Genomic DNA, 15,940 nt, shown 5'->3' with positions numbered 1-15,940 from the left:
TGGCCTTAGTCGCCTTATCCTGCCGAACTTAACCGCATTCATCGTAGGAAAGCGAAAACCGCTGGTTGCACTTATGCTATCTGCCCTAAACTTATACTTTCTGTTGGTAAAATAAAAAGGAGCCGTCTTTTGCATGAATATCCTTAGACATCATTTTAAAACAGCTCCCTTAAGGATTTCAAACCCTTGAATAATCAATCCCCCATCATAATGCCCAGCTGGCGAGCCGCACCTAGAACGGGTTCGGCGGGACTCACTTTTTTCAACTTATTAACAGCTTCAGCTAAAGGAACCCGAACGATTGCCTGACCTTGCAAGGCAACCATAGTGCCAAAGTCACCCGCAAGGGCTGCTTCGACGGCAGCTACCCCATAACACGTAGCCAGAACTCGGTCCGCTGCATTGGGCGAGCCTCCCCGTTGGAGATGACCCAGGACCGTCACTCGGGTCTCCATTCCCGTCAAAATCTCGAGATCTTCCCCGAGCTTCGCTCCGATTCCGCCAAGCTTGATGGGATCGATTCGCCCGGGTAGATTTCGTTCCACCACCATTTCGCCGTCCAACGGTTGAGCACCCTCGGCAACTACAATGATACTGAATTTCTTGCCTGAATCCGCTCTTTTCTTGACCGCGGCGGCAACTTTTGCTAATTGATAGGGAATCTCCGGTATGAGTATGACATCTGCTCCTCCGGCGACTCCAGCATAGAGGGCAATCCAACCCGCATAGCGCCCCATCACTTCTAAAATCATAATCCGATGATGTGATTCAGCGGTCGTATGCAACCGATCGAGCGCTTCTTGCGCCGTGGACACTGCTGTTTGAAACCCGAAGGTTACATCTGTGGCCATGAGATCATTATCAATCGTCTTGGGAATTCCGATCACTGGAAGTCCCTTTTTGGCAAATTCTAAAGCGATACTTAAACTTCCATCGCCACCAATGGCCAATAAGCCTTCGACGCCAACTCCTTTGAGCTGGGAAATAACCTCCTCCGAACGATCCACGGTTTGGAGCTGACCCTCGACTAACGTCGGATAGGCGAACGGATTATCGCGATTAGTGGTCCCTAAAAGAGTACCCCCGCGCGGAAGAATACCGGAAACATCGGACATCGTCAAAAGTTTGTAATCTTGCTCAACTGCACCCCGGAATCCATCCCGAATTCCAATCACTTCGATGCCCTTTTGATAACCACTTTTAACGATAGCCCTAATTACAGCATTGAGTCCTGGGCAATCTCCTCCCCCAGTGAGAACGGCTAGTTTATGCATTAACTTACTCCTCTCACAGTACCTTTTTAACCTGTCCGATCCCTTTCCGTTTAGCTAGTTTTTCCGCTTCAAGCGGGCTTGAATTGCCGATACTCATTTCGGCCTGAACGCCCTGTTGTCGAAGTTTTTGGACGGTTTGGATGACCTGAGATACGTCTTCACCATAAACCAGGACCTCTGGACATGGTTTAGTTTTGGGACTCATCCGCTCTGCTAAGGCACCAAGATTCATGGCAAAACCGGTTGCCGGCAAAGCGTAGCCAAACTCACCGTAAAGTGCATCATAGCGTCCGCCTTCGACAATAGGGTAACCGATATCGCGGACATACCCTTCAAAAATAACCCCGGTATAATAGGAAAAGCCGCGGAGAATTCCCAGATCCAAAGCCACGTACTCCTGAACGTTAAAATCCTTTAAATATTCGTAAACCTTTCTTAACGACGCCACGGCCTCCTGGAGCAACGGACTTTGACTCCATTCTAAAACTTCCTCCAGCATCTCTGCTTGGCCATGGAAGTGGGGAATCTTCGAAAGAATTTTCTTAGCCGAGTCCGAAAATTCACTCCGCTCAACGATTCCTTCGATCCCTACTAGATCCTTATGGGCCAAAAGTTCCTGATACTTCAACCGGAATTGACCATCGATCTTTAATTCATCCATAATACCCGAGAAGATTCCCATATGTCCGAGATTAAATTGGAAATCTTTTAACCCCAACTTCCGCAAAGACTCAATTGCTAAGGCGATAACTTCAGCATCGGCTAAGGGAGCATCTGAGCCGATGAGCTCGACTCCCGCTTGCCGAAACTCCCGATTCTGATTTGATTCCGCCCGGAAAACATCAGCCGAGTAACATAATCTGAGGGGAAGCTCTGAACCTTTTAAACGCGAACTGACCATCCGGGCAATCGGCGTCGTGAGTTCAGGTCGAACAACCAAGACCTGCCCTTGCCGATCAAAAAACTTATAGAAATGATCATCTTTTTCTTCATCGGGTTGCAAACACGCTCCATATTCTAAGGCAGGCGTCGCAACTTTTTGATAGGCCCATAACTTGAATAAAGAAACGATCTCACCTTCCAGCTGATCTTGTACTGCCATTTCTTCGGGCAGAAGATCCCGCATCCCCTGGGGTATTCTTAATCCTAAGGAAGAACGATTCATTTAACTTTCTCCTTTTTTGCAAGTCTTTTTAAAATCAGTTGATAGCCATCTGCGCCAAAATACAAGCAACGCTTAACCCGACTAATCGTCGCTGTACTTGCCCCGGTAGTATGTGCGATCGTCGTATAGGTCACATTTTTCTCAAGCAGCTTCGCAACTTCCAAACGTTGAGCCAGCGCTTTAATCTCCGAAATCGTTGCTATATCTTGAAAAAATCGATAGCATTCTTCCCTATCTTTCAACAAGAGAATGGCCTCGAAAAGTTCATCACTGAGAGGATCGCGCAGACGGCGATCAACCCCTTCTAAAGACTCTCCAGCCTCAGCGTGTTTATCCTCTTGAGCCGATTTCTTAACTTCGTCCACAAGACATCATCTCCTTATTCTTCTCCACTTTAATTTATTAAAGTATTGAGGTGTTGTCAAGTATTGTGATAGTAAAAAAAACACTTGCCAATTTTCAATTTTATGTGTAAAATAACGTTATCCTAATTTTTGATGATATGTATTTATTCCTATCGAATTACTTTTATCAATTTAGGCTTAATTGAATAAACACTCTTATCCAGAGTAGGTGGAGGGACTGGCCCGATGAAACCCGGCAACCGGCAGATAATGCACGGTGCTAAATCCTGCAGAAAGATCTGGGAGATGAGAGGAAATCCGGTAAGCAACTTCGCGGGATTCCTCGTGAAGTTTTTTTGTGTGTTTTGTTTTTGTCTTTGTTCAGAGGAGGAAAACCATTGATTAAAATCGAGCATCTAAGCAAAACCTATACTTCCCGTAAAGGGGATGTTATAGCCCTTGAAGATATCTCTCTGGAGATCGCGCAAGGAGCAATTTATGGAATCATCGGCCTGAGCGGTGCAGGTAAGAGCACCTTGGTTCGTTGCCTGAATCGACTGGAAGAACCGACGAGCGGCACTGTCTTGATTGATAATCAAGATATAATGAAACTTTCTGGCAAAGGCCTTCGTCAAGCTCGACAATCGATCGGGATGATTTTTCAACATTTCCATTTACTCCAATCCCGCACAGTTGCGGAAAATATCGCTTTTCCCTTAGAGATTGCCGGGTACAAGAAAAAAGACATCGCCAAACGGGTACAAGAACTTCTTCCGCTCGTTGGTCTTGAAGATAAAGCCGATGTCTACCCTTCACAGTTAAGTGGCGGGCAGAAGCAGAGGGTGGGAATTGCCCGAGCTTTAGCGACTCAACCCAAAGTTCTTCTCTGTGATGAAGCAACTTCAGCACTGGACCCACAAACGACGGTCTCTATTCTTAACCTTCTACGGGATATCAACCAGCAGTTCGGGCTGACGATCGTCTTGATCACACATGAGATGAAGGTCATTAAAGAGATCTGTACCGATGTGGCGGTCATCGACGCTTCCCGGATTGTGGAGTATGGTCCTGTCGAACAGGTCTTTATTCAACCGCAATCCACGATTGCCAAAGAATTTATTTCCAGTGTCTTCCCCAATGAGTTACCAGGCGATCTTCTCCGTGAACTCGCGACTCACCCCGATTCGGAAATTGTACGGATTCATTTTCTCGGTTCTCGTGCCTCGGATCCGATTATCGCGGATTTAATGAAAGACTGTGATATTCGCGCCAATATTCTCTATGGAAGTATTGACCATCTACGCTCAACCCTGTTTGGCACGTTGACTCTTGAACTTCAAGGTTCTCCTGAACAACTAACCAAAGCCCACGCTTATCTTTCCGCACGCGGGTTAAAAATGGAGGTGGTCCAAAATGGGATTTGATTGGTCGATTCTTGCAACTCCAAATTACTGGCCCAATATGCTTCATGTTCTGTCCCCAGCACTTTGGGAAACGCTTTATATGGTCATTGTCTCAACGGTGTTAGCCTATATTGTGGGCGTTCCCCTCGGCGTAATCCTAGTCATTTCCTCTCCCCAACATATTCTTCCCAATCCCTGGGTTGAACGGACTTTGGGAACGGTTGTTAATATTTTTCGTTCCGCACCGTTTATTATTTTACTCGTAGTCCTTATTCCTTTGACGCGTAAGATTGTGGGAACATCCATTGGCACAACTGCGGCCATTGTTCCTCTTGTCATCTCGGCGGCACCCTTTGTCGCCCGCATAGTGGAAAGCTCGTTAAAGGAAGTCCCTTATGGCGTGATTGAGGCAGCTCTCTCCATGGGAGCCTCTCCTTGGCAAATTATCCGCAAGGTTCTTCTTCCGGAAGCTATCGCTTCCTTGATTCTCGGATTCGCCATCACGACGATCAGCGTGATCGGCTATACCGCTATGGCTGGTGCCGTTGGCGGAGGTGGATTAGGTGCCCTGGCCATTGACTATGGCTACAATCGTTTCCGAACCGATATAATGCTGATTACCGTAGTTTTGCTCGTTCTTATCGTTCAAGGAATTCAGTCGATCGGTACCGCTTTTGCCCGTAAATTAACCAATCACTGATCACTTTAAACATTCCCAATGACTCCAGTAATCGAGCTCGATTAATTGATGGGCCCGTTAATTAAAGAGCTTGAAGATAAAAAAATTAAGAGGTTATATTTGAGGAGGTATAAAACATGTTTAAATCGAAGCGTCGTCTTGCTACTCTAGTTCTTGGCTCACTTATCTCTCTCTCCCTGCTGGTCAGCGGTTGCGGCAGTAACACGAACAACGCAGCAAGCTCAGGAACTACCGGCAATACCGCAAAGCCAGTCGTTCTCAAAGTCGGAGCAACCCCGAAACCTCATGCTGAAATTCTCGAGCATATCAAACCGGAATTAGCCAAACAAGGGATCGACCTGCAAATTCAAGTGTATAACGATTATGTTGTGCCGAACACCGCTCTTGATGCCGGTGAAATTGACGCCAATTTCTTCCAACATCAACCCTATCTGGATACCTTCATTAAAGATCGTGGCCTGAAGCTCGTTTCCATTGGTCAAGTCCACCTCGAACCCATGGGTCTCTATTCGAAAAAAACGACCAAAACCGATGATTTCAAAGCTGGAGAGACAATTGCAATCCCGAACGACCCATCAAACGGCGGTCGTGCCTTAGTCGTCCTTGAAAAGGCCGGTCTGATTAAACTCAAAGATGGAGTAGGGGTTAAAGCAACGGTTCAAGATATCGTCAGCAACCCTAAAGAATTTAAAATTTCAACAGTCGATGCTGCTCAACTTCCGCGCGTCTTAACTGACCCCAAAACCGCTGGCGCTGTTATTAACACGAACTTCGCTCTTGAAGGGGGTTTAAATCCCAAAGATGCGCTCACCATTGAAGAAGCTAAAGACAACCCTTATGCCAACATTGTTGCCGTTAAAGAAGCTCGCAAAGATGATCCGAACCTCCAAAAACTCATGAAAGCTCTTAACTCCCCTGATGTTAAGAAATTCATTGAAGACACATATCAAGGTTCAGTGCTTCCTTCCTTTTAATTTAGACTTTTGATTCAATACCAATAAAGAAAACCCGGCTTTCGCCGAGCTTTGCGAAAGCGAAAACCGCTGGTTGCACTTATGCTATCTGCCAAAAATTTATACTTTCTGTTAGTATGAAAAAGAAGCGAGACTCCATTCGATATATGGAATCTCGCTTCTTTTTCATTTTTCTCAAATGCATAACGCGGAGCGTTCTCCCTTATTTTACCAGCAAATAAGAGTATAGAACGAAGTCGTTCTCATACACTAAGCTCAAACATTTTAATAAGGTGGGACGTTTATGAATTCCTTTGAACGAAAGATTCAGACCCGCTTACACCTGCATCCGGAGCGGCTTCGCGCACTCTTAGCCCTACCCACTGAGGAAACAGTCGCAACGCTATGCCAATATCACGTCTTTGAATCAAAGAATGCTTACCTCGGTCAGCTTCTCTTTTCCCTGTTTCCATTCTGGGAAACTCTCGCATGTAATGGTCATGAAGCCTTAGGAAAGCTTATTCGACACTTGGAGAGTACCCGAATCAGCTCTATTAATCAGGAAGATCAGCTTTTGCGCTCTAATCTTCTCCGTCTTCGTATTCTAGCTGAGACACCAGGCTCCTTCCCGTTCTCACCCTTGTACATCCAGGAAAACTTACTTAAATTCCTGACGAACTCTGAAGTTCTTGCGGATTTACCTCAGCTCGAAGTCATTTCTTTTTCACCCGCAGAAATCTCACCCTTAGCCGGTGAACTTGAACGCTATAAATTAAGCCCGCTCAGTCGACGTTATGTGCAAAACCTTTTCCATTCTGAGCGCCAGCAGTCTATTCTCTCCGTACTCGCCCATCTCGCTAAAAACTTTCCCTTACTCGGAACATGTCGACAAGCTTATGCCTTGATACTTTCACTCGATGAAATCGACTGCTGGAGCCAGCACCCGTTTTGTCTGCGTCTTCTCGCTAACCGTTTTTGGGAGTATCGGACCCAGGAAATACTCTAGATGATTTCCCATTAGAAGAATATTCCTCTGACAACGGATATTAAAACAATTACCCAGATTAGGATAATCAGCGTTGCCCCGATCTTTCTATATTTACGATCGAAACTAACCCCCTTTTCGGCATTTACCTTACACTCCTCCCAGACGTCTTTGGGGATAATTTTTATAGCAATAATAACCCCCAAGGGTATCAGTATGAGATCATCAAGCATGCCCAGGATAGGAATGAAATCAGGAATTAAATCGATAGGACTAAGCACATAAACAAGGATCAGTAAAAGAAACGCCTTTTTATACCATTTAACCTCTTTATGCCTATAGGCAAGGTATACAGTTACAATTTGCTTTTTTAGTTGTTTTGCTTTTGACTTAATTGTTTCTAACATTTCTTTAAAGTTCCTTTTCCTCTCCGATAAAAGATCAGCATAAGCATTACAGCGATTAAAGCCATGATCGATCCATAGTAAAACGGTGCCCTGTTATTGACATTATCGTAAAGCAGACCTGCAATAACACTGGCCGGGAGTAGTGTTATTCCAACAATACAATTATACAATCCAAGACCTGTACCTCTTTTGTTCTTCTCGATAAGATCGGAAACCAAAGCCTTCTGAATTCCATCCGTTGCGGTACTATAAAGGCCATAGAGAGCAAAGAGGAGAATAAGAACACCTTGACTGTTTGTTCTTCCAAAGCCGAAATAGATGATTGAATAGAGTAAATATCCAAATATAATGAGTCGTTCTCTACCTATTTTGTCTGATAAGATACCAGCAGGAATAGCAAACAGGACTGAAACGGCATTAAATATCAGATAGATACTTGGGATAAAGGTATCTTGAATTCCAATATCACTCGCTTTGATGAGCAGTAAGGCATCTGTTGAGTTGCCTAGTGTAAATATAAATATAATGCCCAGTAACGCATAATATTTCGGTGAAAAGTCCTTTAGTGTAATCCTTCCCAGGAGTTCAGTTTTATCTCTTTTGGCTTCTTTAACGAAGAGAATAATGGCAGCCAGCCCTAATAAACCGGGTATTGCAGCAAAAATAAATACTTTACGATAATTACCAGGGAAAAGTGCTAAGATCCCAAAAGCCAGAAGGGGGCCAAGTATTGCTCCGCTATTATCCATTGCTTTATGACAACCAAAACTCTTCCCCTTCGTGTTACCCTCTGTGGAACCGGCGATTAAGCTATCCCTCGGAGCCGTTCTTATCCCTTTCCCAACCCTTTCGGTAAATCTGATCATAAGAACCTGCAACGGAGATGTCGCCATTGAAAACAAGGGTGAAAGTATCGCTGTAAACGCATATCCGATAATCATAAAAGGCTTGTTCTTGCCAATTTTGTCACTCCACCAGCCCGATAAGGCTTTAAGAACGGAGGCCGTGCTTTCCGCAATTCCTTCAATTAATGAAAGTTCTGTTTTTGTTGCTCCTAAGGTCATTAAAAACAACGGCATGATCGCATAGATCATTTTTGTTGTCGTATCCGTTAAAAAGCTGGTAATTCCAACAAAGAAAATATTCCGCTCGAGTCCCAGAATCCTTTTTCCTTCTCTTCCATCCTTCATGACGAACCTCCATACTCAACCCATTTTTTAATCCAAGTTTTCATTATGTAGATAAACTAACTCGCTATATTCTTCAAACGCTTTTAGGATCTGCTCTCGTTTTGTCTTTGCGGTATCTCCCTCCGAAGCATGGAATTTATCCCTGGCTTCGATCTTGCGATACCAGGATATAAGCTTCTGTAACTCCTCCTCTTCCTCTTCAAGCTCCGCGAAGGTGAACTTTTCAATTGAGATTTCCTTTGCAAGCTCCTTGAGATACTTCTCACATTCGTCGATATATTCCTTATATTCTTCATCTCGGATCGTATTAAATTTCAAGATTACTTTTTCTTCGTATTTCTCATCAACACACACGCTTTCCATCAGAAGAGCATCCCCACTCTTTACTACGACATCCTCTGATATTTTCTCTAGTGCTGCGTAATTCTCCTCATTCCAAGGCAAAATCCACATGGATTGATGAATGTTCACAGCCCCTAATTTTTTTAGTCCTCGCCATGTAGCTACTCTATATCTTGAGGGTTCCGTCGGTAAATTATAATTTAACACCAGCCATTTTCTTTTTTCCACACGCCTTACTCCTTTGTAATATTCGTTACATCCATATATTATCACGTTGTAATATCCGTTACAATAAATAAACGCTAAAAGACCTGCTTTTAAGCACGTTTTTTAGCGTTTCCATATCAGCTTTCATCTTAAGCAATTGTTTACTTCAAATAAAGATACCGCTCCATACTGGATAAATAAGGGGACCATTCTGAATCGGGATGATCCTCCTTCGCGTGCCGGAATTGCCAAAGTTCTGCCTCCATCGCATCGACATAATGCACCAGGAGCGCTTCCATTATTTTGGGACGCTTCGGGGACTGCCATTCATATCGTCCATGGTGGCTCGCTAAGATATGCATTAGTTTCGTTTTTAACTCCACTGGGAAGCCTAGGATCTTATCCATTTCTCGGGTAATCATCTGAATACCGATAAGAATGTGCCCCAGCAACCGTCCTTCGGTGGTAAAATCAATTCCCCGAGTATATTCATATTCGCTGATTTTCCCCAAATCATGGAGTAGTGCCCCCGTGATTGCCAGGTCTCGGTTTACTTCTGGATAATGAGAGGCTAGCGAAGCTACGAGCTCGGCAACTTCGACACTATGCTCCCATAACCCTCTCAAATAGGCTTGATGGATCTTGCGCGCAGCCGGGCAGCTTCGGTAGGCAGCCCCGATTTTCGGATCCTCGAGAACCTGGTTGTTTAAACGATTTAAATAAGGATCTTTAATCTCCTGAATCAGAGCTTTAAGCCGTTTCTCCAACTCCGCAGCGGGCACTGGCGAAGCCGGGAGTAGTTCCGTTAGATCGATTTTATCCTCAGGAACAGGTTTTAGGGACTCTACCGCTAACTCGAGAGTTCCTCGGAACTCATTGACCTGACCGCTCATTTGGAAGACATCGTACTCTTCAAGCCAATGAAGCATCTGCGTATTTATCTCCCAAACCTTTGCTCCAATACTTCCGGTACGATCCTGGCAGGTTAAAATAAGATAATTGCCTGGTTTATTTCGGAAGGAGGCCTCTTTCCAATCGGTAATTAATAAAATCCCCTGGAACCGTTCCCCAGCCTTTAAATTTTGTATCATATTTGTTCCCCTTTTTCTCTCTTTCTAATATTTTTTCTGGCAGATGGCGAAAAATCGAAAATTAAGATATAATGATGGTATCATAGTCTACTGGAGGTGTCACCTATGGACCTTAAAAACCAGGCGATTTCCTTTACGTTTACGCCTAAAGCCAAAGAATATCTGCTGCAGAAACCACCCGTTTCAGTTTATATTGAAGACATGACTCTGGAAGCGTGTTGTATTCCCATCGTTTCCCCTCCGCAAGTTCGTCGCGGTACCCCGCTTAAACCTGAAAAATTCATTTCCCTGGAAGCCGATGGGATTACGATCTACTATGACCGTTTTCTTCCCAAGCGTCCGGAAATTACGATTGAGCTTTTCGGGGTCGGCTTTCTTAAAGGGTTGCGAATTGCTGATTGGAAAATCAACATTTAAGTTTAACCGAAAAACTGTGTTAATTCAAAAAAACTGTCCAATCCCGGCAAAAGGGTTTGGGCAGTTTTTTATGAGCAAAGTCGTGTTATCTCCTATTCCAAAACTTGAAGACTCATTCTATAGTCATAGATAAGCTGGCTATACAGATCATTGGGAACCCCCTCGACCATAAACTTGTGGGAACGAGCTAAAAGAGACTGATGAATTCCTTCTCTTTGCCCTAGAAAATGAAGAATTTTTTGAACCCCCGGATCTTTGGTTCTTCCTACACTCTTCTCATACAAAGTCTGGGCTTGCAGTTCCAAATTGATATCGGATGTTAATAGTTGAAGGGGATCTGTACCCTGCTCAATATATTCCAACTTCCAGGGTTCGCCCCGTTTATTAACATAATAGCCTAATTCGCCATCCAGTCTATGAATTAGGGTACTTAAGATTTCGAGATGAGCGAGTTCTTCGGCAATAATGAGTCCGAATAATTCCCATATGAAGCGGTTCGATATATTGGCCTGATGGCTTAAGTACTGCGTGATCTGACTCAGTTCACCCTCTCGCCCCGCATAAGGTTCAAGGAGCAATTGAGCGAACTCAGGATCCGGGCGTGCAACATGGATTGGATAGAAAAAACGTTTGCGGTAATTATACACGCCGATTCCTCCCTTAGTTCGCCATCCTGCCTACAGTATATGAAAGTAGGAAGTGCCCTGTTCACTAAGGGAATACGGAATTCTATTTTTGGTTTTCTTTAGCCAAGCCCTTTGATCCCGATATCTCGGCGATAATGCACCTGGGGAAAATCGATCTGTTCAACCAATTCATAGGCTGCCTGGCGAGCTTGAATAAGATCCGTTGCTTTAGCGCTAACTCCCAGCACTCTTCCACCCGAATTGATCAGCTGCCCTTCAGTTGAAGCCGCGGTCCCTGCTTGGAAAATTGCTTGACTCTCAGAAATCTGAGAGGGGAGATGAATTGGGATCCCTTTGGTATAGGCTTGTGGATACCCTGGCGAAGCTAGCACAACACAGACTGCTGTCTCAGGACTCCAGGAGAGCGAAACGTTCTGGAGCGTTCCTTCCGTACACGCCCAAAGAACAGGCAGCAGATCGGATTCAAGTCTGAGCATAACTACTTGAGTTTCGGGGTCGCCAAACCGAGCATTAAACTCGAGGACCTTGGGGCCTTCTGGGGTAAGCATGAGTCCAACAAAGAGCACCCCTTGAAACGTTTCTCCTCGCTCCTGCATGACGCTGAGTGTGGGCTGGACAACCTCTCGCATCACTTGCCGTTCAAGCTCTGCCGTCCAAAACGGGGGAGGACTATAGGTTCCCATTCCACCGGTATTCAGTCCTTGATCTCCATCTAAGGCACGTTTATGATCTTGAACAGGTACCATTGGGAGTGCCATTTTCCCATCAGTAAAACAAAGCAAGCTTATTTCCGGCCCGGTTAAGAATTCCTCGACCACTAGGGTTTTTCCCGAGGTACTCAAAGCCCCTTCCATGATTTCATCCACGGCCTGCAATGCAGTTTCCTGATTTTCAGCGATAATTACCCCTTTACCAGCAGCTAAACCATCGGCTTTTAAGACACAAGGAGCTCCGATTTTTTGGATATACGCCTTCGCCTTTTGTGAATCCTGAAAGACCTCCCAGCGTGCTGTCGGAACATTTGCCTCATGCATGATCTCTTTAGCGAAAGACTTGCTCCCCTCTAAGCGAGCAGCCGTACGACTCGGGCCAAAGATTCTCAACCCTTTAGCTTGAAAATCATCCACAATTCCGAGCGTCAAGGGCTCCTCCGGTCCGACAACCGTTAAATCAATTTCTTTTTCTTCAGCAAATGCTAATAGTGCAGGAATATCGTTAGCCTCAATCTTAACATTCCAACCCAGGGTCCCCGCATTGCCTGGGGCAACATAAATCTGATCCACTTCCGGGCTTTGGGCAAGTTTCCAAGCCAAGGCATGCTCTCTGCCCCCGCTACCAACGATCAAAACCTTCTTTCCGATGTCAGACACCTCCTCAATTTATCTTAGGACCACGGTTCGTAGCTTTTCCCCTTCGAGGATAAGTCGACTAAGGCTTGAGCTTCGTACCTCAACTCTAAGCTAAGTCTCCTATATCGCGCAGGAGTGGACGATTTTAGTGAAGGGGCGTTAAAGCGAATGAAGCATTTGAGGGGCAGCGTGCCACGGGTTCACATCAGGTATTACCCTAAGGTTTGGCTAAGCTCCCTCAAATACCAATGAGTAGCCCCGAAGCTACTAAGTGAACGGATGCGCGAAAAGCTACTTATTAATGTAGGAAATGTCTCCGATGCGTAAATACCATGATCAAGTTCAACCGATTGGCGGCCTCGAGCACCTCAGGATCTTTAATCGAGCCTCCCGGTTGAACGACGGCACGTACGCCGGCTCGAGCTGCCTCCTCTAAAGAATCAGGGAACGGGAAAAACGCATCTGAAGCAAGATAGGCTCCTTGGGCTTTATCTCCAGCTTGTTCTAAAGATATTTTCACCGACCCTACCCGATTCATTTGCCCAGCTCCAACCCCGAGGGTTTGTCCATTTTTGCTCAGGACAATTGCATTTGACTTCACATGTTTGACGACTTGCCAGGCAAATTCCAGCTCGCGCAAATCCTCAGCTGTGGGCTTTTGCTCGGTGACGACTTCCCATTCCGAGGTCGGTGTAGTCCCTCGATCCTCTTCCTGAACAAGAAATCCGCCTTGGATCGTACGTATTTTCCAACCTCTTCCGGGAGCAGCTTGCGCACCTTTATCTCGTCCGATCACGACTAAACGAAGATTCTTTTTGTCCTGGAAGTTTTCCCGTGCCTCTGGACTAAATTCTGGAGCCAAGATAACCTCATAAAAGCGTTCGTGAATGATTCGGGCACATTCAGCATCGACCACTCGATTAAAGGCCATAATTCCTCCGAAAGCAGACATTGGATCCGCTTCCAGAGCTCGTTCATACGCTTCAAGCGGGGTTTTCCCAAGTGCGGCCCCACAGGGATTCGAGTGTTTAATAATGATACAAGCCGGCTCCTTGAACTCATGCACCAAAGACCAAGCCGCATCCATGTCCACCCAATTGTTATAAGAAAGTTCTTTGCCCTGAAGCTGTAAGCCGCCAGCTAAGGTTCCCGCCGAATTCAAGTTACGATAAAAAGCAGCGTTTTGTTGAGGATTCTCGCCATAACGCAGATCCTGGGCTTTCTCCGCCGTGAGACGCAAAGTTTGCGGGAAAACACTGTTCGTGCCGTTTTCTTGAGATTGTTGCCTTTCCAGGTAATCAGCAATCGCCCGGTCGTAATCTGCCGTATGGGCAAAAGCTTCGGCTGCTAGCCGTTTGCGCAGGGCATAGGAAATCTCTCCGTCCTTTTGTAAGCTTTCAAGGATTTTCGGATAATGCTTCGGGTTAACCACAATAGCTACCCGCTCCTGGTTTTTAGCTGCAGCACGAACCATCGTTGGCCCGCCAATATCAATATTTTCAATAGCATCCTCGAAGGTCACATCGGGTCGAGCCACCGTTTCCTGGAAAGGATAAAGGTTCACGACTACCAAATCAATGAAGCCAATTCCGTTCTCTTCTAATTGCTGGCGATGCTCGGCCGTATCACGGGCTAAGATTCCGGCATGAATCATCGGATGAAGTGTTTTCACCCGCCCATCGAGGATCTCCGGGAATCCAGTCAATTCGGTCACGTACCGTACTGGGACACCGGCCTCTTTCAAGGTCTTAAACGTACCACCGGTTGAAATGATCTCAAAACCGAGCCCAGTTAAGCCTTTTCCTAATTCGACAATTCCTGTTTTATTAGAAACACTGATTACCGCGCGTTTCATTCTCTCTTTCCCCCGTTTCTTTCCTCGATTAACTTATTTATCACCAATCGCACCGCTTCTGGATAGAGTTTATGTTCAACCTTCAGAATTCTTTCGGTCAAGATCTCTTCCGTATCTCCTGGTTCGACCGGAACTGCTTCCTGCAAGATAATCGGACCACTATCTAAGCCTTCATCCACAAAGTGAACGGTACACCCTGAAACTTTCACCCCATACTCCAGGGCTTGCCGTTGGGCATGAAGACCTGGAAAAGAGGGTAAAAGGGCCGGATGAATATTTAAGACGGGACAATTAAGTGCTTTTAAGAAGTCGGGGCTCAGCACTCGCATAAATCCTGCGAGGACTAAGAGTTCGATCCGACTTTCTTTTAACCAAGTAAGGATTGCCTGTTCTTGCTCTATCCGTGAGGAATAATCCTTTAACGGGAATGCGTGGTGAGGGATATCTGCCTTTTCTGCTCTCGTCAAGGCTTGGGCCTCAGCGTGATCTGAACCGACGGCTACGATCTCAGCCGGGATTTTTCCCTCTTGCCAAGCTTCGATTAAAGATTGCAAATTACTTCCTCGGCCTGAAGCCAAAACTCCGATTCTCACGCGTACTCGACCCCTTTTCCACGCGTTACTTCCCCAATGACATAACATGTTTCACCCAAACTCTGAAGTTGGTCTTGGACGGATTTAACCTCGTTGGGATGAATGATCAGAACGAAGCCAATTCCCATATTAAACGTCCGATACATTTCCGCAGCTTCAATTCCGCCCAAACGTTGGAGAAGCGTAAACAGGGCGGGAACTTCCCATGATGATGTCGAAATCCGTAACCCGAGTCCGTCTGGTAAAACTCGAGGAATATTCTCTGTTAGTCCGCCCCCGGTGATGTGGGCCATGCCGAGAATCTGTCCCTTTGCTATCAATTGTAAAACAGTTTTGACATAAATCCGGGTAGGACGTAGAAGGGCCTCTCCCAACGGTTCACCAAGTTCCGGAAAAATCGTGTCCATCGTGTACGGAGCAAAAACCTTACGGACAAGGGAGTAACCGTTACTATGAAAGCCGGAGGAAGGCAGTCCGATTAAGACATCCCCTTTTCGAATTTTGGAACCATCGATCAGGTCTTCGCGGTTGACCGCGCCCACGGAAAACCCAGCTACATCATACTCATCTTCCGGGTAAAATCCTGGCATTTCTGCCGTTTCGCCACCGATTAAAGCACAGCCTGCCAGTTCACACCCTTTAGCAACCCCGGTAACGATACTGGCAACACGCTCTGGATTAAGTTTGCCAACGGCCAGATAATCGAGGAAAAAGAGGGGTTCTGCTCCTTGTACCAAGATATCATTGACACACATGGCTACGGCATCCTGGCCAATCGTGTCATGTTGATCCATCTGAAAGGCGAGCCTTAACTTTGTGCCGACGCCATCGGTTCCGGAAACCAGTACAGGATCAGCAAATTTCTTAAGATCAAGGGCAAACAGCCCGCCAAACCCGCCTAAGCCCCCTAAAACCTCCGGGCGCATCGTTCGTTTTACGGCAGGTTTCATCAACTCTACAGCAGCGCTGCCTGCCTCAATATCTACCCCGGAATCGCGGTAGGTATAACCCATTCCAT

Annotated in this window: 17 protein-coding genes and 1 riboswitch; of the genes, 5 read left to right on the top strand and 12 right to left on the bottom strand. The window is 45.8% G+C overall.

Annotation, left to right across the window (positions count from 1 at the left end; genetic code table 11):
* Positions 1-194: 194 nt before the first annotated feature.
* Genes VM640_RS10190 through VM640_RS10180 form a run of 3 tightly spaced genes read right to left on the bottom strand, consistent with a single transcriptional unit; the run spans position 195 to position 2,726 of the window.
* Positions 195-1,274: a 6-phosphofructokinase gene (locus VM640_RS10190; protein WP_325391840.1), complete on the bottom strand. Its 1,080-nt coding sequence runs from the start codon at positions 1,272-1,274 to the stop codon at positions 195-197.
* 13 nt (positions 1,275-1,287) lie between these two features.
* Entirely contained in the window at positions 1,288-2,439 is a 1,152-nt protein-coding gene (gene hisZ, locus VM640_RS10185; protein WP_325391838.1) for an ATP phosphoribosyltransferase regulatory subunit, read from the bottom strand.
* Entirely contained in the window at positions 2,436-2,726 is a 291-nt protein-coding gene (locus VM640_RS10180) for a YerC/YecD family TrpR-related protein (RefSeq protein ID WP_414647954.1), read from the bottom strand. Before VM640_RS10180 ends, hisZ begins: the two co-directional genes overlap by 4 nt.
* A 270-nt stretch (positions 2,727-2,996) precedes the next feature.
* A riboswitch (SAM riboswitch) is annotated at positions 2,997-3,096 on the top strand.
* Positions 3,097-3,181: 85 nt separating this feature from the next.
* Here VM640_RS10180 and VM640_RS10175 point away from each other — a divergent pair.
* From VM640_RS10175 to VM640_RS10160, 4 genes are all read left to right on the top strand, one after another.
* On the top strand, positions 3,182-4,207 hold the full coding sequence (locus tag VM640_RS10175) for a methionine ABC transporter ATP-binding protein (protein WP_325391834.1): 1,026 nt from the start codon (positions 3,182-3,184) through the stop codon (positions 4,205-4,207).
* On the top strand, positions 4,197-4,886 hold the full coding sequence (locus VM640_RS10170) for a methionine ABC transporter permease (RefSeq protein ID WP_325391833.1): 690 nt from the start codon (positions 4,197-4,199) through the stop codon (positions 4,884-4,886). The genes VM640_RS10175 and VM640_RS10170 overlap by 11 nt, the downstream gene beginning before the upstream one ends.
* Positions 4,887-5,002: 116 nt before the next feature.
* Positions 5,003-5,860: a MetQ/NlpA family ABC transporter substrate-binding protein gene (locus VM640_RS10165; protein ID WP_325391832.1), complete on the top strand. Its 858-nt coding sequence runs from the start codon at positions 5,003-5,005 to the stop codon at positions 5,858-5,860.
* 283 nt (positions 5,861-6,143) lie between these two features.
* A complete protein-coding gene (locus VM640_RS10160) occupies positions 6,144-6,845 on the top strand; it encodes a hypothetical protein (protein WP_325391830.1) in 702 nt (233 codons plus the stop codon).
* An 11-nt stretch (positions 6,846-6,856) separates the two neighbouring features.
* Here VM640_RS10160 and VM640_RS10155 read toward each other — a convergent pair whose 3' ends face one another.
* The 4 genes from VM640_RS10155 to VM640_RS10140 form a co-directional block, all read right to left on the bottom strand.
* A complete protein-coding gene (locus VM640_RS10155) occupies positions 6,857-7,231 on the bottom strand; it encodes a YkvA family protein (protein WP_325391828.1) in 375 nt (124 codons plus the stop codon).
* Positions 7,225-8,421 carry an MFS transporter gene (locus VM640_RS10150; protein WP_325391826.1) on the bottom strand — a complete coding sequence of 399 codons (1,197 nt, stop codon included), beginning with the start codon at positions 8,419-8,421 and terminating at the stop codon, positions 7,225-7,227. The genes VM640_RS10155 and VM640_RS10150 overlap by 7 nt, the downstream gene beginning before the upstream one ends.
* 27 nt (positions 8,422-8,448) lie before the next feature.
* Positions 8,449-8,991: a Chromate resistance protein ChrB gene (locus VM640_RS10145; protein ID WP_325391824.1), complete on the bottom strand. Its 543-nt coding sequence runs from the start codon at positions 8,989-8,991 to the stop codon at positions 8,449-8,451.
* A gap of 140 nt (positions 8,992-9,131) precedes the next feature.
* Positions 9,132-10,061, bottom strand: a complete 930-nt coding sequence (locus VM640_RS10140) for a 3'-5' exoribonuclease YhaM family protein (protein WP_325391822.1) — start codon at positions 10,059-10,061, stop codon at positions 9,132-9,134.
* A gap of 105 nt (positions 10,062-10,166) precedes the next feature.
* Here VM640_RS10140 and VM640_RS10135 point away from each other — a divergent pair, with 105 nt between their 5' ends.
* Positions 10,167-10,478, top strand: a complete 312-nt coding sequence (locus tag VM640_RS10135) for a CC/Se motif family (seleno)protein (protein WP_325391820.1) — start codon at positions 10,167-10,169, stop codon at positions 10,476-10,478.
* A 92-nt stretch (positions 10,479-10,570) separates the two neighbouring features.
* Here VM640_RS10135 and VM640_RS10130 read toward each other — a convergent pair whose 3' ends face one another.
* From VM640_RS10130 to purM, 5 genes are all read right to left on the bottom strand, one after another.
* Positions 10,571-11,125 carry a manganese catalase family protein gene (locus VM640_RS10130; protein WP_325391818.1) on the bottom strand — a complete coding sequence of 185 codons (555 nt, stop codon included), beginning with the start codon at positions 11,123-11,125 and terminating at the stop codon, positions 10,571-10,573.
* Between the two features lie 98 nt (positions 11,126-11,223).
* The gene (gene purD / locus VM640_RS10125; protein ID WP_325391844.1) at positions 11,224-12,486 is read right to left on the bottom strand and encodes a phosphoribosylamine--glycine ligase; all 1,263 of its coding nucleotides are present in this window, start codon (positions 12,484-12,486) and stop codon (positions 11,224-11,226) included.
* Between the two features lie 286 nt (positions 12,487-12,772).
* Complete coding sequence (gene purH / locus VM640_RS10120; protein ID WP_325391816.1) at positions 12,773-14,329, bottom strand: bifunctional phosphoribosylaminoimidazolecarboxamide formyltransferase/IMP cyclohydrolase; 1,557 nt, start codon at positions 14,327-14,329, stop codon at positions 12,773-12,775.
* The gene (gene purN, locus VM640_RS10115) at positions 14,326-14,922 is read right to left on the bottom strand and encodes a phosphoribosylglycinamide formyltransferase (RefSeq protein ID WP_325391814.1); all 597 of its coding nucleotides are present in this window, start codon (positions 14,920-14,922) and stop codon (positions 14,326-14,328) included. The genes purH and purN overlap by 4 nt, the downstream gene beginning before the upstream one ends.
* Positions 14,919-15,935 (bottom strand): phosphoribosylformylglycinamidine cyclo-ligase, encoded by a 1,017-nt coding sequence (purM, locus tag VM640_RS10110; RefSeq protein WP_325391812.1) that lies wholly within the window; start codon positions 15,933-15,935, stop codon positions 14,919-14,921. Before purM ends, purN begins: the two co-directional genes overlap by 4 nt.
* Positions 15,936-15,940: the final 5 nt, after the last annotated feature.

Source organism: Desulfitobacterium sp., from assembly GCF_035539115.1.
In the GTDB taxonomy this organism is placed as follows: Bacteria; Bacillota; Desulfitobacteriia; order Desulfitobacteriales; family Desulfitobacteriaceae; genus Desulfitobacterium_A.
Note: the sequence above shows the minus strand (reverse complement) of the source record. Positions and strands in the feature narration are given on the sequence as shown.